This is a genomic window from Burkholderia stabilis, assembly GCF_001742165.1.
GTDB lineage: Bacteria > Pseudomonadota > Gammaproteobacteria > Burkholderiales > Burkholderiaceae > Burkholderia > Burkholderia stabilis.
On the sequence record NZ_CP016443.1, the window covers coordinates 2,479,081 to 2,497,468 of the forward strand.

An 18,388-nucleotide genomic window follows, 5' to 3' on the forward strand; every position below is an offset into this window, starting at 1 on the left:
CCGATGCAGTCACGCCAACGAGAGCCCCCATGTCGACCACCCCTCCCCGGGAACTGCTGAAGGCCGCCGATATCGCGAAGATGGAACCCGCGCGCGCCGTGCATTCGCTGAATCCCAATGCCGTTCGCCTCAAAAGACAGCTCAGCGACCTGACCGGCCTGACGCAGTTCGGCGTCCATTTGCTCACGCTGATGCCCGGCCACGAATCGGCGGAGTATCACCGGCACCTGTATGAAGAAGAATGCGTGTACGTGCTGTCCGGCACGGGCACCGTCACGATCGGCGAACGCCCGCACGACGTCGGGCCCGGCGATTTCATCGGCTTCCCGCGCGGCGGCGAAGCGCACACGCTGCAGAACACCGGCGACGCGCCGCTCGAACTGATCGTCATGGGCCAGCGTCTCGAGCACGACGTGTGCGAATACCCGAGAATCGGCAAACGGTTGTATATCGCCGGCCAGCTCGAGGACTATGTCGATCTGCCGAAACAACCTTGATTGCCAATCGCATTCGCGATGCCAAATTCCGCATAAAATCAGAATCAATAACCTCGTGTTTAGATAAACAAAATAAAAATTCGTAAAAATACGGGGTAGAGAAATCGCGTTTATTTGGGCACGCTTGTGCCCATTGTCCGTTCCTGGCGCCGGTATTTCGACATGCCGGCGCGTCTTTTTTTGAGCCACCCGAGCGCGGAAATAAATACCCGCACCGGGATTTTCGACCGATTGGCCGGGCGGACGACAAGTCACAAGAAGATTCCCGATTAAACGATCAGTAATTCGAAACAATGGCTTGATTCAAGAACGATCCGGAGACAGGCGATGACGAGGAACTGGGGGCTGGGAACGGCGCTGCTGGCGCTGTGCGTTGCCGTGACGTCATGTGGAGGCGATGGCGATTCGCCGTCGGCAGCGGCGGTCAACCTGTCGGCCGCCGCGCACGCGCAGGGCAATGAAGACGGCAACGGCGGCGGCAACGACAACAGCAACGGCAACGAAAACGGCGCACCGAAGAAGAACCACGACATTCGCGTCGTCCAGTACGTCAATCCGCTGATCGGCACCGACTACGCGACCGACCAGCCGGCCGACCCGGTCGGCTCGGGGTTGGGCGGCGGCACGTTCCCGGGGCCGACGGTGCCGTTCGGGATGATGCAGTGGAGCCCGATGACGCCCACGGCCCAATACGATTCGCGCAAGGGCGACGGCTCCGGTTTCTCCGGCGGCTACTGGTACGGCGATACGTCGATCAATGCGTTCAGCGTGCTGCACCTGAGCGGCACCGGCTGCTGGGCGAACGGCGGCTACCTGAACGTGATGCCGCAGCTCGCGCCCGGCGACGCCGGCACGCCGGCGACCTTCAGCCATGCCAACGAAACCGTGCAGGCCGGCTACTACGGCGTCACGCTCGGCAACGGCATCAAGGCCGAGCTGACGACGACGCTGCGCACCGGCTTCGCGCGCTTCACGTATCCGGCGCTCGCGCAAGGCCAGCAGGCCACCATCGCGATCGATCCGACCGTGCAGAACAACCGCTCGCAGGCCTCGACCGCGGATACGGTGAAGCAGGTCGGCGATCGCGCGCTGTCCGGCACGATCGCGGGCAGCGGCTTCTGCTGGGCCGGGCACGCGGTGCCGCTCTACTACTACGCGGAGTTCAGCGAGCCGTTCGCGGCGAAGCCGTCGCTCGCCGCCAACAGCCCGCTCGCGGTGACGTTCGCGGTCGACAGGCAGCACCCGGCCGTGATGATGAAGCTCGGCATCTCGTTCGTCAGCGAGGCGAATGCGAAGGCGAACCTCGACGCGGAAAACCCGGGCGCCGACGCGCACGGCCGTGCGGGCTGGCATTTCGACAAGGTGCGCAATGCGGCCAGCGCCGCATGGAACGCGCGCCTGAACGCGATCCAGGTGAAGGGCGGCAGCGATGCCGACAAGACGAAGTTCTACACCGCGCTGTATCACGCGTCGCTGCACCCGAACGTGTTCAACGATGCGAACGGCCAGTATCCGGACTTCTATGCGTCGAACGGCGCATCGTCTGCGCCGGTGCGCCAGGTCGAGAAGGGCCGCACGATGTACGCGAACTTCTCCGGCTGGGACATCGACCGCTCGTTCATCCAGTTGCAGGCGCTGCTCGATCCGGTGCGCACCAGCGACATCGTGCAGTCGCTCGTGCTCGACGCGGCCGCGTGCGGCGCCTTCCCGCGCTGGGCCTATTTCAATACGGAGACGGCCGTGATGCCCGGCGACGCGGGCTCGATCATCGCGGCCAACGCGTACGCGTTCGGCGCGACGAATTTCGACACGCAGCGCGCGCTGTCGATCATGAAGCGCAGCACCGCGCCGGGCGCCGCGTGCGCCGGCACGCCGGTGATGGGCAGCCGCGCGGATTACGACCGGCTCGGCTACGTGCCGTCGTCGGGCTCGGGCGACAACCAGACCGCGTCGAACACGCTCGAATACGCGGTGCGCGATTTCGCAGTGTCGCGCTTTGCAACCGCGCTCGGCGATTCGGCGACGGCCGGCACGCTGCTGAAGTCGAGCGGCAACTGGCGGAACCTGTTCGACAAGAACGCGATTCAGCCGAAGACGTCGGCCGGCGCGTGGGTCACCGACGGCACCGGCTTCATGGAAGGCAACTCGGAGCAGTACACGTGGTACGTGCCGCACGATCTCGGCGGCGTGGTCGCGCAGGCCGGCGGCGCCGCGTCGGTCGTCGACCGGCTCGACACGTTCTTCACGCACCTGAACATCGGCACCGTGCAGCCGTATTTCTACGTCGGCAACGAAGTGACGATGGCCGTGCCGTGGGTCTACGCGTGGGCCGGTGCGCCGTCGCACACGCAGCGCGTGCTGCACGCGTCGCTCGCGAACGCGTTCGGCGCCGACGCGGCCGGCTTGCCGGGCAACGACGATCTCGGCGCGATCTCGGGCTGGTACGTGTGGGCTTCGCTCGGCCTCTATCCGGTCGTGCCGGGCGTGAGCGGGCTCGCGGTATCGAGCCCGCAGTTCGAGAAGATCGACGTGCGCGTCGGGCAGATGGACGGCAGCTACCGCCTGCTGCGGATCGCGGCGCCCGGCGCGGGCGCTGCCGATACCGCGTCGTTCTACGTGAAGTCGCTGCGACTGAACGGCGCGTCGTGGCCGGCCGCCTGGCTGCCGCTGGAGAAGATCGCGAAGGGCGGCACGCTGTCATACGCGATGACGGCGGACGCGGCAGCGGCGACGTGGGGCGCCGATGCGTCCGCGATGCCGTCGTTCCCGCAGGCGGCGAGCGCGCCTTGAGTCGGCGCCGTCAGTCGCGAACGGGAATACACATTCGGCACGTGTGGCAGACGAAGGCAGTTCAACGAGCGGTTCTTGCGAACAGGATCGACACAGAGAGGGAGGGACGAACGGATGAAGCTGCGTCATGTGGTGGGTATCGGGTGCCTTGCCGTGTTGTCGGGTTGCGGGGGCGATCAGGGGTCGACGGATGCGAGCATGCTGGCGCAACTGTCGAACGCGGCCGGATCGGGCGCGTCGCAAGGCGACCAGAACGATCAGGGCGATCAGGACGAGCAGGGCGGAAACGGCGGCGCCGGCAGGCATTCGGTGCTGCGCAGCGTCGATCCGATGATCGGCACCGCGAATCTCGACATCAATGCCGACTGGAGCAGCGGCGTACGCGGCCACGGCCACGTGTACCCGGGCGCGACCGTGCCGTTCGGGATGGTGCAGCTCGGGCCGGACACGGCCGGCGGCGCGCACACGCTGCCGTGGAACTGGGATCGCACGTCCGGCTACCAGTACGACGATCCGTTCATCACCGGCTTCACGCATACGCACCTGTCGGGCACCGGCATCGGCTCGGGCGGCGAAGTGCGCTTCATGCCGACGCTCGCGCCGGTCGACAAGGCGACGCTGGCGAAGGTCGCCGCCGATTCGTCGATCACCTACAACGCGTCGTTCAGCCACGACGACGAAAGCGCGAGCCCCGGCTACTACCGCGTGCGGATGTCGCCGCAAGGCACCGGCAACACGCCGTGGAACGTGAAAGGCGCGAAGATCCTCGCGGAGATGACCGCCACCTCGCATGCGGGCGTGCATCGTTACACCTATTTCCCGAGCGCGGCCGCGCAGAAGCGCAGCATGATCGTGAGCATCGACGACCCGATCGGCGGATCGACCGCGAGCGGCAAGATCCAGGTCGTCGATGCGCAGACGATCGCCGGCTGGCAGATCACGAACAACTGGGCGAACAACAAGCCGACGTATTTCGTCGCGCGCTTCTCGAAGCCGTTCGATACGAAGAACGTCGCGTTCAGCGCGAGCGGCTTCAAGGCCTACCTGACGTTCGCCGACGGCAACGACGGCGGCGCGGTCACGGTGAAGGTCGGCATTTCGCCGTCGAGCATCGCGGATGCGCAGGCCAATCTCGCATCGGAAGTCGGCGCGAAGTCGTTCGACCAGGTGCGCGGCGCGGCCGAGCGCGTGTGGAGCGCCGCGCTCGACCGGGTCCGCATCAAGGGCGGCAGCGCCGACCAGCGGACGATGTTCTACACGTCGCTGTATCGCACGATGCTCGCGCCGACGGTCTACAACAATGCGGACGGCAGCTACGTCGGCACCGATTCGACCAACGACGGCACGCGCTCGCCGCCGACGACGAGCAAGCACGCGAATCCGGGCTTCGACTATTCGTCGACGTTCTCGCTGTGGGACACCTTCCGTGCCGAATCGCCGCTGATGACGCTGGTGCAGCCCGAGCGCGTCGACGGCTGGGTCAAGTCGCTGCTGACGCAATTCAAGCAGAACGGCAAGGGCGAGCTGCCGGTGTGGCCGCTCGCGCAAACGGAAACCTTCACGATGGCCGGCCACCCGTCGATTCCGCTGATCGCGGATGCGTATCTGAAGCATCTGACGAGCGCGGGCATCGACGACATCTGGACCGCGTTGACGACGACCCAAAGCGCGAGCGCGCACGGCTTCGACCAGTATCGTCAGAGCGGCTACGTGTTCGCGGGCGACAACGCGTCGGTGTCGACGACGCAGGACTATTCGTTCGACGACTGGGCGACGGCGGCGGTCGGCAAGGCGGCCGGCAAGAGCGCGGCCGACTACCGGCCTTACCTGCAACGCAGCCAGAACTACCGGAACGTGTTCAACCCGGTGTCGAACAACGGCTGGAAGTTCGCGCAGCCGAAGGACGCGCAGGGCAACTGGGTGCCCGGTTTCGATCCGAGCGCGGCCGAGAAAACCGACTTCTCCGAATCGAACTCGTGGGTCGATACGTGGAACATCTTCCACGACTTCCCCGGCCTCGTGGCGCTGCTGGGCGGCAAGAGCCAGTTCATCGCGCAGCTCGACCGCACGTTCGATCCGGCGAACCCGCTGACCTTCCTCAACAACCAGGGCTTTCCGGACCTGACCGGGCGCAGCGGCCAGTTCTTCGCGGGCAACGAGCCGGCGAACCACCTGCCGTACCTGTATGCGGTCGCGGGCATGCCGTCGAAGACGCAGGACCGCGTTCGCACGGTGATGGACGACATGTACTCGCTGACGCTGACGGCCGGCGATCGCGCATTGTTGAGCGGCGACAGCCTGAAGGCCGCGGTGAACGACCCGAGGCGCGTGCGCGATTCGGCGATTCCGGGCAACGACGATTGCGGGCAATTGTCCGCGTGGTACGTGCTGTCCGCGCTCGGCATCTATTCGCTCAATCCGGTGGGCGGCGTGTTTTACCTCGGCACGCCGCTGTTCGAGGAAGCGACGATCGACATCCCGGTCGCATCGGGCGGCGGAGCCGGTGGCGCGTTGAAGTTCGGCGCGTCGCGGCGCTTCAGGGTGACCGCGCATACGGCCAGCGGCGGCGCGCCGTCGTCGGTCAATCGCTACGTTCAATCGGTCAGCCTGAACGGCACGCCGCTGCATCGGCCGTACATCACCTATGACGAGATGAAGGCCGGCGGCAAGCTCGATTTCGTGATGGGCCCGACGCCGAACGATGCGTGGGTCGCCCAGTGGAACGGGCAGGACCCGAACAGCGCGCTGGCGCCTTCGCTGGCGATGGCGGGCCAGTAGCGGCAAGCGGCCCGCATCGATGCGGGCCGCGTTCCTTCACTCGGCGGCGGCGTCGGTCTCGACCGCGAGGCCGGCCGCCTTCCACTCCGGAAATCCGTCTTCCAGCCGCGCTGCCTTGAACCCGCGCGCGCGCAAGGCGGCAACTGCCTCGAACGCGAGCACGCAGTAAGGGCCGCGGCAATACGCGACGATTTCCGTGCCGGCCGGCAGTTCGCCGAGGCGTTCTTCGAGGTCGCTCAACGGAATGTTGACCGCGCCCGGCAGGTGCCCGAGTGCGAATTCGTCGTGCGGACGCACGTCCAGCAGCGTGACGATCCCGTCGGCCAGCCGCGCGGTCAGCTCGTTGCGCGACACCGGCTCCAGCGCATCGCGCGCATGGAAGTAATCGCCGAGCACCTGGTTGACCTCGGCGACATTGCGCTCGCCCACGCGGCCGAGCGCCTTCATCAGCACGACGACCTCGCTGTCGCCGGCGAGCCGGTACACGATGCGCTTGCCGTGCCGCTCGGTATCGACGAGACGCGCGCGCCGCAGGATCTGCAGGTGCCGCGACGTGTTCGCGAACGTCATCCCCGACAGCGTCGTCAGTTCCTCGACCGACCGTTCGCGCTGCGCGAGGTGCTCGAGCAGTTCGAGCCGGTTCGGGTGGCCGATCGCCTGCGCAACCTCGGCGAGGCTCGCATAGATCGCTTGCTTGGGTCCCGTGCTTGACAAGTCGCCTCCCATCGATCAATCATTCATCAAATTGATTGAATGTTACCGCATTCGCGGGACGGGAGCAATCCGATGATCCTCAGACAATTCCTTCATCCCGATACGGGAGGCATTTCATACCTGTTCGGCTGCGGCAGCAAGGCGGCCGGCGCGGTCGTCGACCCGGTCGACGCGCCCGGCGACTACCTGCGTGCGGCCGAGGCGGCCGGCATGAAGATCGCGTACGTGATCGACACGCATGTGCATGCGGACCACCTGTCGACCGGCCGCGCGCTGGCCGATGCGGCCGGCGCGGCGTACGTGCTGTCCGCGCGGGCCGGCGTCGCGGTGCCGTTTACCGGTGTCGAGGAAGGCGATCGGCTCGCGCTCGGCAACGTCGTCGTCGACGTGCTGCATACGCCGGGCCATACACCGGAGCACATCAGCCTGCTGGTGACGGATCGCTCGCGTGCCGACGAACCGTGGTTCGTGCTGACGGGCCATACGCTGATGATCGGCGACGTCGGCCGCACCGAGTTGGCCGTCAGCGCGGAAACCGGCGCGCGCGACCTGTTCCGCAGCCTCCGGCGTCTTGCCGCGCTGCCGGATCACGTCGAGGTGCTGCCCGGCGCGTTCTCGGGTTCCGTGTGCGGACGCGGGCTCAGCGGCAAACCGGCATCGACGGTCGGTTTCGAGAAGCGCTACAACGCGGCGCTGCGCATTGACGAAGAAGGCGCGTTCGTTCGCTTCATGCTGACCGACGTGCCGCCCGCCCCGCCGGCCGCCGCGCAACTGCGCGCGCTCAACGCGGGGCGCGAGGCGGCGGGAGGCTGATGCGATGGAGAGCATGGCGGTAGCGCGCGGCGGGCGTGCGGTGGTGCTCGGCCTGCGCGAGAACTGGCGGCAATTCGCGCTGCTCGTGCTGGTCAACGCGTTCGTCGGCGGGATGGTCGGCATCGAGCGAACGGTCGTGCCGTTGATCGGTGCCGAGCAGTTTCATCTCGAATCGACCGCGCTGATTACGTCGTTCATCGTCAGCTTCGGGCTGGTCAAGGCGTTCGCGAACCTGGTGTCGGGCCAGCTTGCCGATACGTGGGGGCGCAAGCGCGTACTGATCGCCGGCTGGCTGCTCGGCTTGCCGGTGCCGTTCATGATCATCGCGGCGCCGAACTGGGAATGGGTGATCGCCGCGAACGTGCTGCTCGGGCTGAGCCAGGGGTTCGCGTGGTCGATGACGGTGATCATGAAGGTCGACCTCGTCGGCCCGAAGAGTCGCGGCCTCGCGGTCGGCCTGAACGAATTCGCCGGCTATTTCGCGGTGGGCGCGACCGCGTTCGCGACCGGCTATCTCGCGAGCCGCTACGGGCTGCGGCCGACACCGATCTATCTCGGCGTGTTCTACGCGATTGCAGGCCTGCTGCTGTCGATCCTCGTCGTGCGCGACACGCGCGAGTTCGTGCGGCTCGAAAGCGGCCAGGCGAGCGGCGCGTCCGCGCTGTCGTTTCGCGAGGTCTTCATGCTGACGTCGTTTCGCGACCGCAACCTGTTCGCGGCTTCTCAGGCCGGCATGATCAACAACCTCAACGACGGGATGAGCTGGGGCATCTTCCCGCTGTTCTTCATGACGCTCGGGCTCGGCATCGAGCGGATCGGAATCCTGAAAGCCGTCTATCCGGTCGTGTGGGGCAGTTGCCAGATCGTCACGGGGCCGCTCAGCGATCGGTGGGGGCGCAAGGGGCTGATCGTCGCCGGAATGTGGGTGCAGGCGGCCGGGCTCGCGCTGACCGCGCTCACCGGGCAGTTCAGCTGGTGGCTCGTCGCGAGCGTTTTGCTCGGCCTCGGCACCGCGATGGTCTATCCGAGCCTGATTGCGGCGGTGTCGGATGCGTCCGAGCCCGGCTGGCGCGCGCGCTCGCTGAGCGTGTACCGGTTCTGGCGCGATCTCGGCTATGCGATCGGCGCGTTGTCGGCCGGCCTCCTGGCCGACCGCTTCGGCTTTGCCGCTGCGATCCTGGCGGTCGCCGCTTTGACCTTCCTCTCCGGCCTGGTTGTCGCACTCATGATGCAGCAGCGTCACCCGAGCACGGCTCCGGCGGCTCTCGCTTCGCACAAGGACTGATGAAATGGCAAACATTTACCTCGACTACAACGCGAGCACGCCGGTCGACCGGCGCGTGGTTCAAGCCATGCACCCGCTCCTCACGAGCGCATTCGGCAATCCGTCCAGCAAACACTGGGCGGGTATTGCGTCCAAAGCTGCGCTGGAGCGCGCGCGAAGCCAGGTGGCTGCATCGATCGGCGCAGAGCCCGACGAGATTGTCTTTACGAGCGGCGGGAGCGAAGCCAACAATCTGGCGCTCAAGGGCACGTTCTTTTCGACTTGTGCCGCGGGCGATCACATCATTACCCAGGTCACCGAGCATCCGGCCATCCTGCGGCCCCTGGCTTTTCTGGAGCGACTGGGTGCGCAGGTCACGCGCCTGCTGGTGGACAGTCATGGGCGAGTCGATCCCGATGCGGTGCGACGAGCGATTACGCCCCGTACCCGGCTGATCACGATCATGCACGCCAACAACGAGACGGGCACGATCCAGCCCGTTGCGGAAATTGGCGAGATTGCTCGCGCGCACGGTATCCGGTTACATACGGACGCTGCGCAATCGATCGGCAAGATACCCGTCGACGTCAACGAGCTCGGGGCGGACCTGCTGTCGATCGCCGGACACAAGTTCCATGCGCCCAAGGGGATCGGTGCGCTTTATGTGCGACGCGGCGTCGAGCTGGAGCCGCTGATCCATGGAGCCGGACACGAAGGCGGCCGTCGGGCCGGTACCGAAAGCGCGCTCATGGCGGCAGGCCTGGGAGAAGCGAGTGCGCTGGCGCACGATCTGACGCCGATGGCGCGCGTGCGCGTCTTGCGGGATCGATTGTGGAACGCGTTGACGGACCGCTTTGGCGATCGTGTCGCGCTGAACGGAGATCCTGAGCACCTGCTTCCCAATACGCTGAACGTTTCATTCGTCGGGCTCGTCGGGGCCGACGTGTTGAACCGTCTCGACGGGGTCGCGGCTTCCACCGGCTCTGCCTGTCATTCCGGCCGTGTCGAGCTCTCGCCCGTTCTTGCTGCAATGGGCGTATCCGAACATGCTGGAATGGGCGCCGTCCGGTTTAGTCTTGGTCGGGAAACGACACCCGAAGAGATCGAAGCCGTGATTGAAAAACTGGATCAAGTCCGCGCCCTCGACACCTGAGCGGTCGGCGGGCCTCGCTCCCGGCCGCTTCGGCTTTGGCACTGCGACTCGGGCCAGGGCGGTCGTCACGCTTGCGTCAGCGGACGTCGCGCTTATGATGCGGGAACATCACCAACAGGGTTCCCCGATATGGACGCGCCGCACCCGCCAATGTCTGCCCCGATTCCCGAAACGACACCTGAAACCGAAGCCGTCGCCGAACCGCGCGCGTCGCGCCTGCACCGGCCCGTCGCGCTCGTCACCGGATCGACGTCGGGGATCGGCGCGGCCATCGCCCGCCGCCTGACGGCGGACGGCTACGCGGTGATCCTGCATTCCCGCCGCTCGGCCGAGGCAGGTCGTGCGATGGCGCGTGAGCTGGGCGGGGCCTACGTACAGGCCGATCTTGCCGACGATGCCGAGCGCGTGCGGTTGATTCGCGACGCGCTCGCCGTGCACGGGCGGCTCGACGTGCTCGTCAACAACGCGGGCGTCAGCCGCGTGATTCCGCACGACGATCTCGCCGCGGCGACGCCCGACGTGTGGCGCGAGATGCACGAGATCAACGTGATCGCGCCGTTCCGGCTCGTGGCCGAAGCGCAGCCCGCGCTGCTCGAAGCGGCGTCGCGCGGGCGGGCCGGGTGCGTCGTGAACGTCAGCTCGCATGCGGGCGTGCGGCCGAAGGGCGCGTCGATTCCGTATGCGGCGGCGAAGGCCGCGCTCAACCACACGACGCGGTTGCTGGCGCGCACGCTCGCGCCGGCGATTCGCGTCAATGCGGTCGCGCCGGGTTTGGTCGATACGCCGCTGACCGCCGACTGGACCGAGGCGCAGCAACTTTGGCGCGAACGCGCGCCGATGCGCCGCGCGGCGACGCCGGATGACATCGCGCAGACGGTCGCGATGCTCGTCGCGTCCGATTACGTGACGGGCGAGATCGTGATGCTCGACGGGGGATTGAACCTGACGTGATGCGGGGCGGCGGGCGTTGCGCAGAGGCGCGGTGATGCAGTCGGGCGGCTGCGCGCCAGCATCACGCGCGCACGCGTCGGGGCCACATGCCGGAATATCCGATCAGCCGAGGCTCGACCGCAGCCGCGCGAGCGCGCTGTCGTGCGTGCGCTCGAACTTCAACGGCGTGACGGCGATATACCCTTCGCCGAGTAGGACCGTCTCCGGATCGGCCTCGTCATTACACGGTGCGCGCGCCAGCATCACGCGCACACCTGCCGGGGCCGCTTCCCGAAATACCCGATCAGCCGAGGCTCGACCGCAGCCGCGCAAGCGCGTTGTCGTGCGTACGCTCGAACTTCAGCGGCGTGACGGCGATATACCCTTCGCCCAGCGCGACCGTTTCCGAATCCGGATCGTCTTCGCGCGGCGCACGGGCCAGCTTCAGCCAGTGATAGTCGATCTCGCGCGGGTCGCGCCCCGACACGATCTCGACGCCCTGCAGCGTGCCGGCGCCCTGGTTCGTCACCTTCAGCCCGCGCACGTCCTGCGCGGGGCGGGCAGGGAAATTCACGTTGAGGCACGCGTCGTCGTCCCAGCCGGCGGCGACGAGCCGGCGAATGACGTCCGGCGCATGCGCGAGCGCCGTGTTCCACGGCACCGCGTTGCGATCGGTGAACGCCTGGCTCAGTGCGATGGCCGGCACGCCGACCAGCATGCTCGTCATCGCGGCGCCGACCGTGCCGGAAAACACCGTTTCGGTGCCGAGGTTCGCGCCGCGATTCACGCCGGACAGCACGACGTCGGGCCGCGCGTCCTTCATCAGATGGCTGACCGCGATCGCGACGCAGTCGCCGGGCGTGCCGCGCACGGCGAAGCGGCGCTCGCCCTTGCGATGCACGCGCAGCGGCTCGTGCAGGCTCAGCGAATGCGACGTGCCGCTCTGGTCCTCCGCCGGTGCGACGATCCACACTTCGCGCGCCAGTTGCGCGGCGACCTGTTCGAGTACTTCAAGGCCGGGGGCGTCGAATCCATCGTCGTTGGTGAGCAGGACACGGTCGAACAGCGGGCGGGCTTCTTGCATCGGGGCGATCCTCGTGGAGATGGGCGGTGACGGGGGGAAGGCATCGTGGCGTACAGCCGCAAGGCTAGCACCCCGATGCGGACGCTGTCGTGTCGCGCGCGTCGGCGTGGATGCAAAAACGGGCGCATGGCGCGCCCGTTCGTCGATGGATGTGCCGCACACGCGGCGGGTCGGAACCGCTTATCCGAGCAGATACCGCAGCAGCCCCGCCGACACGACGCCGACGATCACGGTCGGCAGGATCGACAGGCGCGTCGCCGCGACGAGCGTGATCGCCAGCGCGAGCAGGTCGGCTGGACGCGTCGACACGAAGGCCGGCGCGATCACCGAGATCAGCACGCAGCCGGGCACGTTCTCCATCACCGAGGCCATGCGCGGGCTGAGCGTGCGGTTGCGCAGCAGCACGTAGCCGAGGATGCGCGACAGGTAGGTCGTCGACGCCATCAGCACGATCGTCGCGACCGTGCTGAAATCCGGAAGCTCAGGCATCGCGCGGCTCCCACAGCAGCGCGGCGATCAGCCCCGCACACGCGCCGGCTGCGACGTACCACGCGCCGGGCACGGCCAGGTGCGTGGCCGCCGCGACGACGAGGCTCACGAACCACGGGCGGCTCGCGCGCATGCCCTTCCACATCCCGCGCAGCAGCACGAGGAATACCGCCGTGAACGCCATGTCGAAGCCGTACTGCTCGACGTTGCCGATCGTCGGGCCGACTGCCGCGCCGAGCGTGGTCATCGAGATCCACGTCAGGTAGAGCCCGATGCAGATGCCCGCGTAATAGGGGACGCTGATGTGTGTGGCCGAGCGGGAGCGCGCATCGGCGAGCGACATCGCCCAGCTCTCGTCGCACATGAAGAACAGCGCGATGAACGCGCGGCGGCGCGGCAAGCGCCGGATGTACGGCTCGAACGCTGCGCCCATCAGGATATGGCGCGAATTCACGAGAAACGACATCGCGACGATCAGCGCGATGTGCGGCGGCGAGGTCCACAGATGGATCGCCGCGAATTCGGACCCGCCGCCGAAGTTCAGGCCCGTCATCATCGGCACTTCGAACAGGCTCAGCCCTTTCTGCGCGGCCTGCGCGCCCAGCACGAGCGCGAACGGCACGAAACCCAGCATGACGGGCAGCGCCGCGCGCAACCCGCGACCCATCTCGGCGACATAGGCGGGCTTGTCGCGAAGCCCGGACGACGTTGAAACGCTACTGCTCATTACTCCTCCTTCGGGGGAAGGATTGTCTGCTTTTTTGACTCGAATCGGGTTGCGTTGTGGCCATAACTTTCGGAGAATTTGGCATTGAACACGCGATTTGCGAATTTTTTGGAATCGGATGCCAAATGAAACTTGACGCCATCGACCGCCGGATCCTGAGCGCGCTCCAGCGCGACGGCCGCATGCAGAACGTGGAGCTCGCGCACGAGGTCGGGCTGTCGCCGTCGCCGTGCCTGCGGCGCGTGCGGCTGCTCGAGGAAGCCGGCGTGATCGAGAAATACGTGGCCGTGCTGAACCCCGCGAAGGTCGGCAAGGGGCTGACCATCTTCACGCGGGTGTGGCTGAAGGGGCAGGACGCGGAATCCGTGAACCGTTTCGCCGATGCCGTCCAGCAGATGCCGGAAGTCGTCGAATGCCACCTGATGGCGGGCGATTGCGATTTCCTGCTGCGCGTCGTCGCGGCCGACATCGACGACTACCGGCGCTTCCAGATGGAAACCCTCACGCGCATTCCGGGCGTGCTGAGCGTGAAGACCGACATTCCGATGCAGAAGGTCAAGCTCACGTCGGCACTGCCGACCTAGTGCGGCGCGGGCGCGCGGCGATGCATCGACGAACGGTCACGGGCGGGTGACAATCGCCCGATAAACTGGCGCGGTATGCCGCTTCGTACGCCTCGCATGGCTTGTCGTGCGGCGTTCGATGCGCAAGCAACTAACGGTCAATGTCGACGCGATCGGGCAAACGGCGCTGCGCGCCGGGTCATGCGCGGTTGCGGATGCGGTTCTTCTTGTCGGGCCACTCATGCAGCCATTCAACAGTCCGTGGAATTCGCTGGAAATCGTCAAGCTCGTGCTCGGCGTGATGACGCCGTTGTCGGTGGCCGGCCTCGGCTGGCTCGTCGCGCGCCGGCTGAAACGGCTCGAACTCGTGCAGTGGACCAACCAGCGACTGATCGAGAAGCGGCTCGCGCTGTACGACGCGGTCGCGCCGCAGCTCAATGCGCTGCTGTGCTTCTACACGTGGATCGGCTACTGGAAGGACATTTCGCCGGATGACGTGATCCGCGCGAAGCGCGAACTCGACCGCACGTTCCACATCTACCGCTACCTGTTCGACGACGACGTGTACGACGCGTATCACACGTACATCCACGCGCTGTTCGACATGCACACCGGCCCGGGCCGCGATGCGCGGATCCGTTCGCTGATCCAGGCGCCCGATGGCGACCGGAGCGTGCATGGTTCGTACACGTGGAAGCCGGCGTGGTCGGAGCGCTTCTCGACCTCGAATGTCGTGCCGAGAGACGACGTGCTGCGGCATTACACGCAACTGATGGAGCGGCTGCGCGTGGCGCTGGGCGCGACGCGTTGACGGCCGGGGCGTTGCGGTGTTGCGCCACGCCGCACACCGCACACCGCACACCGCACACCGCACACCGCACACCGCACACCGCACACCGCACACCGCACACCGCACACCGCACACCGCACACCGCACACCGGTATCGAAATCCGCCACTCGGCGGCACGGATTCACGCCCTCGCGCACGCGGCGGATGCGCGGCGCGGGCGCTGCTGACATGCTCGCGCCATGTTCACTCGCGCGAGGTCCGTATGGTCGTCGACACCGGCTGCCAGCCGCTCATGATCCGTTCGCCCGGCGCAGGCCGGCAGCACCTTTTCCTCGCCGGTTCTCCCGATACGCATGACAGGCCGTTGCCGGTCGAGCCGGAGATCGGTGACATCGTGTTCATCCGCGTGACGGTGCGGCCGTTTCTCGAAGTGGCGAGCGCGACGCGATCGTGGACGAATCATGTCGGCATCGTCGTCGGCCGGCGCGGCGGCGAGCCGTTGGTGGCGGAAAGCACGTTTCCGCTGTCGCGTGTCACGACGATGTCGCGGTTTCTCGCGCGCTCCGATCGCGGCGCGTGCGTGATCGCCCGCCTGAAGCAGCCGCTCGACGCCGCGCAGCGGCGCCGGCTCGTCGACGCGGCGATGCGCCGGGTCGGCGTGGTCTACGACACGGGTTTCAATCTCGCGTCGCGCCGGCAGTTCTGTTCGCGTTTCGTGCGTGAAGTCGTGCGCGATGCGACGCGGATCGTGCTCGGCGATGTCGAAACCTTCGACACGCTGCTGCGCCGGAACCCCGATCATCCGCTTGGCTTCTGGAAGGTCTGGTATTTCGGCCGGATTCCGTGGCAGCGCCGCACGGTGACGCCGGCGAGTCTGATGAGCAGCGGGGAATTGCGCGTGGTAGTCGATACGCGCGATTGCGCTTACGGCGCATTCACGGGCGGAGAATAAACGGATGTGGAGCAGGCGGCGAGAAAGCGGAAACGGGGGGCGTGGCCCGTCCGTTCGTTCGGTGTGACTCAGGCGAAAGAGATCACGAGTTTCTTTCCGCAAGCGGCAGCATACTTGCGCAGCGTTTCAATGGACGGAGAGTGCCGACCCGTCGCGAGCGCGCGCTCGAGCCGCGTGATGGCTGGCGCCTTCGTGCCCATGCGCTCCGCAACATCGGCTTGTGAAAGACCGGCGGCCCGACGGGCGGCAAGCATCGTATCGAGCAGCGCGAATTCCTCGCGATTCAATCGCTCGTATTCGGCGCGTATCGTCGGATCGGCTAGCGCGCGTTCGCGCAATTCCCTATAGGTTGCCATCTCGAATCTCCTTCAATCGGCGGCGCGCAGTTTCCAGCTCTTTCGGCGGCGTCTTCGGGGTCTTCTTCACGAAGCAGTGAAGCATGACAATCCGACGATTGACGACCGCGCAGTAAAACACACGGGCGATACCTTCCAGGCCCTTCAAGCGCATTTCATACAACCCGTCGCCCATCGACCTGGTGTGCGGTTCGCCCAGATTCGGGCCATATCGTTCCATTCGGTCCGAGAGCGCGAAGAACCTGGCGGTGAGCGTCTTCGGCAACGCAAAAATGTCAGCCTCGACGCGTTCACTGAAAAAACGGATTTCATATTCGACGGTTGGCATAGTAACAAATATGTTATTTCCTTGCAAGAAGGAGCGCCGTCGTGTCTGTCGTGAGGGCGGCTCGTCGAATGCGCGGAAGCACCGGGGAAACGTGCTGACGTTTCTTCGGTGCCTCGCTGCGGATGGTCGAGCCGCATTGTTTGCTGGCGATCTGATTTCGCCAAGCTGTCCGAATGGATATCAGGCCTGCCCGGGCGTCGCGGGAGGCGGCGTGATCAGTTCCGCCCCGCCACCGCGAGCCGTGCCGCGAGCCCGACGAATACCGTGCCGAGCAGATACTGCGGCAGCTTCGACGGGCGGCGGCGCGCGCCGATCCGCTGGCTCAACCGGCTGGCCGACACGATCACCGCACCGTTCACGACGAGCCCGATCAGGTTGAGCACCGTCGCGAGCACGAGAATCTGCACGGCGATCGAGCCGTGCTCGGGGCGGACGAATTGCGGGAACAGTGCGAGTACGAACAGCGCCATTTTCGGATTCAGCAGGTTCGTCATCAGGCCCTGACGGAAGATCGCGGCGCTCGAGTACCGGCGCTGCGACGCGACGGGCGACAGCGCGGTCGCATTCGAACGGAAGGTCTTCCACGCGAGATACAGCAGATAGGCGGCGCCGGCGAAGCGCACGACGTCATAGGCGACCGGCACCGCGAGAAAGAGCTGCGACAGCCCGAGCGCGGCGGCGAGAGCATGACAGTAGGTGCCGGCCTGAATCCCCGCGAGCGTGGCGAAGCCCGCGCGCCGGCCCTGGCTCACGCTGCGGGACGCGATCAGCAGCATGTCGGGGCCGGGCGTGGCGGTCAGCGCGAGACATGCGCCGGAGAAAAGAGCGAGCGTGGAGAGGTCGATCATGGAGGGCCTTTGCGCCGGAACGGCTAAAGGGAGGCCAGTTTAGGAGCGCGGCCGCAGGCGGTCAACGAGGATTGCGCTGCTGCTGCCTCCCGCCCCCAACATGAATGGTACGGGCCGGGAGAACTCATTGACGTATCGAGAGCAGCATGCGTGCTCGGGATGCCGGGCGTGGCTTTCGATGTGCGGTACTTTCATTCGTCATGCCGTCCGAGTTTTGGGCGCACCCTCTGTTGCATCCGGCCGTCTCCAGTGTCGGTCGCGCGTCATTGATAGCTGATCGTGAAGGTCATGCGCCCCTTGGCTGCGCCTGCCGTTACAGTCGATGCCGTCTGGATGAATCGCGCGCTCAATGGAATCGAGAAGAAGCCGTTACCCGTCGAGCCGGCGTACCACTGGTTCGTATTGCCCGGCGCTGACGAGTCGGGCCCGTAACCGAGCAGTGTCGAATCCTTGAATACCTGGATGCCGATTCCTTTCGCAGTCGAATCCGGCGCAAGCGATAGCGTGTTTGATGTATTCGTCTGCGTTGTATTGTCGGTCAGCGTTATGTATATCTTGGCCTGTACATTCTCATCACCGCCCGAACAGCTTAAATTGATGCTGAATGGCTTAAGATCAGAGGTGCTGCCAATCCCCGTGAATCGTTTTGTTGGATATTTCCCAAGGTCCACGGCTTGCGTGCCGGTTACGGCGGAGCACGTCGGAGATTTGATCTCGATATCTTTGGTGAACAAGAAATTCTGTATTGGAAAATTATAGACGGTATTGATTCGTCTGGCAAATTCACCTGTCAGAGAACCTCTTCCGGTAATTGGTCCAGTTTTAAAAAAAATAAACGTAAAGGTGTAGAAATTTCCGTTAAAGCCTCCGGATGTTGCGATCTTGTTAAGATCATTTGGAAGTTGAGATTCATATGGTAAATAATTTCCGAATCCTTCGTGGCGAATCCTCATTCCAACTCCTTCTTTTGGTGTTTGGTAATCACGTGCGCCCAGATATGGATAAGATCCAATGTAGCGAGTGTATCTGAAGGTATAAAAGTTGCATTCTGATGCATGATATGGACCCGAATCGGAATTTATTTTAATAGTAGCCAGGATGGCGCCATTAGCCACGTTGGGGTCAAACGGTGGTATCTTGCTGGCATCAAAGTACCACGGGGCTGGAACTTGGGATCCGGGGTAATTCTGACTTGGCTTGCATGTCGGTTCAAATGCATGAGCCAAGCTCGGGAGTAGGGAAGTCGCGGCAATAAATAATTTCCAGTAATTTTTAATCATGATGGCATGTTGCTGAGTGATGGGTGGTGTT

18 protein-coding genes and 1 pseudogene are annotated in these 18,388 nt (G+C 65.4%); 10 read left to right on the forward strand and 9 right to left on the reverse strand.

Features of this window, described 5'->3' with window-relative positions:
• Window positions 1–29 precede the first annotated feature (29 nt).
• From BBJ41_RS28930 to BBJ41_RS28940, 3 genes are all read left to right on the forward strand, one after another.
• Window positions 30–497 (forward strand): cupin domain-containing protein, encoded by a 468-nt coding sequence (locus tag BBJ41_RS28930; RefSeq protein ID WP_069749613.1) that lies wholly within the window; start codon window positions 30–32, stop codon window positions 495–497.
• Between the two features lie 327 nt (window positions 498–824).
• Window positions 825–3,287, forward strand: coding sequence for a GH92 family glycosyl hydrolase (locus BBJ41_RS28935; RefSeq protein WP_069749614.1), 2,463 nt, complete (start codon window positions 825–827; stop codon window positions 3,285–3,287).
• Between the two features lie 114 nt (window positions 3,288–3,401).
• A complete protein-coding gene (locus BBJ41_RS28940; protein ID WP_069749615.1) occupies window positions 3,402–6,065 on the forward strand; it encodes a GH92 family glycosyl hydrolase in 2,664 nt (887 codons plus the stop codon).
• A 36-nt stretch (window positions 6,066–6,101) separates the two neighbouring features.
• Here the strand turns inward: BBJ41_RS28940 and BBJ41_RS28945 are convergent, their stop codons facing one another.
• Window positions 6,102–6,779: a metalloregulator ArsR/SmtB family transcription factor gene (locus tag BBJ41_RS28945; RefSeq protein ID WP_069750417.1), complete on the reverse strand. Its 678-nt coding sequence runs from the start codon at window positions 6,777–6,779 to the stop codon at window positions 6,102–6,104.
• Between the two features lie 72 nt (window positions 6,780–6,851).
• Between BBJ41_RS28945 and BBJ41_RS28950 the strand changes: the two genes are divergently transcribed.
• From BBJ41_RS28950 to BBJ41_RS28965, 4 genes are all read left to right on the forward strand, one after another.
• The gene (locus BBJ41_RS28950; protein WP_069749616.1) at window positions 6,852–7,592 is read left to right on the forward strand and encodes an MBL fold metallo-hydrolase; all 741 of its coding nucleotides are present in this window, start codon (window positions 6,852–6,854) and stop codon (window positions 7,590–7,592) included.
• 13 nt (window positions 7,593–7,605) lie between these two features.
• Window positions 7,606–8,877 (forward strand): MFS transporter, encoded by a 1,272-nt coding sequence (locus BBJ41_RS28955; RefSeq protein ID WP_156814939.1) that lies wholly within the window; start codon window positions 7,606–7,608, stop codon window positions 8,875–8,877.
• Between the two features lie 4 nt (window positions 8,878–8,881).
• Complete coding sequence (locus BBJ41_RS28960) at window positions 8,882–10,009, forward strand: cysteine desulfurase family protein (RefSeq protein WP_069749618.1); 1,128 nt, start codon at window positions 8,882–8,884, stop codon at window positions 10,007–10,009.
• 129 nt (window positions 10,010–10,138) lie between these two features.
• Window positions 10,139–10,960 (forward strand): SDR family NAD(P)-dependent oxidoreductase, encoded by an 822-nt coding sequence (locus tag BBJ41_RS28965; RefSeq protein ID WP_069749619.1) that lies wholly within the window; start codon window positions 10,139–10,141, stop codon window positions 10,958–10,960.
• Between the two features lie 102 nt (window positions 10,961–11,062).
• Here the strand turns inward: BBJ41_RS28965 and BBJ41_RS40725 are convergent.
• From BBJ41_RS40725 to BBJ41_RS28980, 4 genes and pseudogenes are all read right to left on the reverse strand, one after another.
• A pseudogene (locus BBJ41_RS40725) lies at window positions 11,063–11,200 on the reverse strand (5'/3'-nucleotidase SurE); the annotation flags it as partial.
• Between the two features lie 43 nt (window positions 11,201–11,243).
• Window positions 11,244–12,023, reverse strand: coding sequence for a 5'/3'-nucleotidase SurE (gene surE / locus BBJ41_RS28970; RefSeq protein ID WP_069749620.1), 780 nt, complete (start codon window positions 12,021–12,023; stop codon window positions 11,244–11,246).
• Window positions 12,024–12,203: 180 nt separating this feature from the next.
• Entirely contained in the window at window positions 12,204–12,512 is a 309-nt protein-coding gene (locus BBJ41_RS28975) for an AzlD family protein (protein ID WP_069749621.1), read from the reverse strand.
• On the reverse strand, window positions 12,505–13,239 hold the full coding sequence (locus BBJ41_RS28980; RefSeq protein ID WP_069749622.1) for an AzlC family ABC transporter permease: 735 nt from the start codon (window positions 13,237–13,239) through the stop codon (window positions 12,505–12,507). The genes BBJ41_RS28975 and BBJ41_RS28980 overlap by 8 nt, the downstream gene beginning before the upstream one ends.
• A 125-nt stretch (window positions 13,240–13,364) precedes the next feature.
• Here BBJ41_RS28980 and BBJ41_RS28985 point away from each other — a divergent pair, with 125 nt between their 5' ends.
• The 3 genes from BBJ41_RS28985 to BBJ41_RS28995 all read left to right on the forward strand — a co-directional run bounded on the left by BBJ41_RS28985 (window position 13,365) and on the right by BBJ41_RS28995 (window position 15,545).
• Complete coding sequence (locus BBJ41_RS28985) at window positions 13,365–13,823, forward strand: Lrp/AsnC family transcriptional regulator (RefSeq protein WP_006749370.1); 459 nt, start codon at window positions 13,365–13,367, stop codon at window positions 13,821–13,823.
• A 220-nt stretch (window positions 13,824–14,043) separates the two neighbouring features.
• Window positions 14,044–14,613, forward strand: coding sequence for a hypothetical protein (locus tag BBJ41_RS28990; protein ID WP_069750418.1), 570 nt, complete (start codon window positions 14,044–14,046; stop codon window positions 14,611–14,613).
• A gap of 242 nt (window positions 14,614–14,855) precedes the next feature.
• Complete coding sequence (locus BBJ41_RS28995; RefSeq protein WP_069749623.1) at window positions 14,856–15,545, forward strand: YebB family permuted papain-like enzyme; 690 nt, start codon at window positions 14,856–14,858, stop codon at window positions 15,543–15,545.
• 68 nt (window positions 15,546–15,613) lie between these two features.
• Here BBJ41_RS28995 and BBJ41_RS29000 read toward each other — a convergent pair whose 3' ends face one another.
• From BBJ41_RS29000 to BBJ41_RS39745, 4 genes are all read right to left on the reverse strand, one after another.
• Window positions 15,614–15,901: a helix-turn-helix domain-containing protein gene (locus tag BBJ41_RS29000; RefSeq protein ID WP_069749624.1), complete on the reverse strand. Its 288-nt coding sequence runs from the start codon at window positions 15,899–15,901 to the stop codon at window positions 15,614–15,616.
• A complete protein-coding gene (locus BBJ41_RS29005; RefSeq protein ID WP_069749625.1) occupies window positions 15,888–16,229 on the reverse strand; it encodes a type II toxin-antitoxin system RelE/ParE family toxin in 342 nt (113 codons plus the stop codon). The genes BBJ41_RS29000 and BBJ41_RS29005 overlap by 14 nt, the downstream gene beginning before the upstream one ends.
• Before the next feature lie 215 nt (window positions 16,230–16,444).
• Window positions 16,445–17,077: a LysE family translocator gene (locus BBJ41_RS29010; RefSeq protein ID WP_069749626.1), complete on the reverse strand. Its 633-nt coding sequence runs from the start codon at window positions 17,075–17,077 to the stop codon at window positions 16,445–16,447.
• A gap of 263 nt (window positions 17,078–17,340) precedes the next feature.
• Window positions 17,341–18,357: a fimbrial protein gene (locus BBJ41_RS39745; protein WP_156814889.1), complete on the reverse strand. Its 1,017-nt coding sequence runs from the start codon at window positions 18,355–18,357 to the stop codon at window positions 17,341–17,343.
• Between the last annotated feature and the right edge of the window lie 31 nt (window positions 18,358–18,388).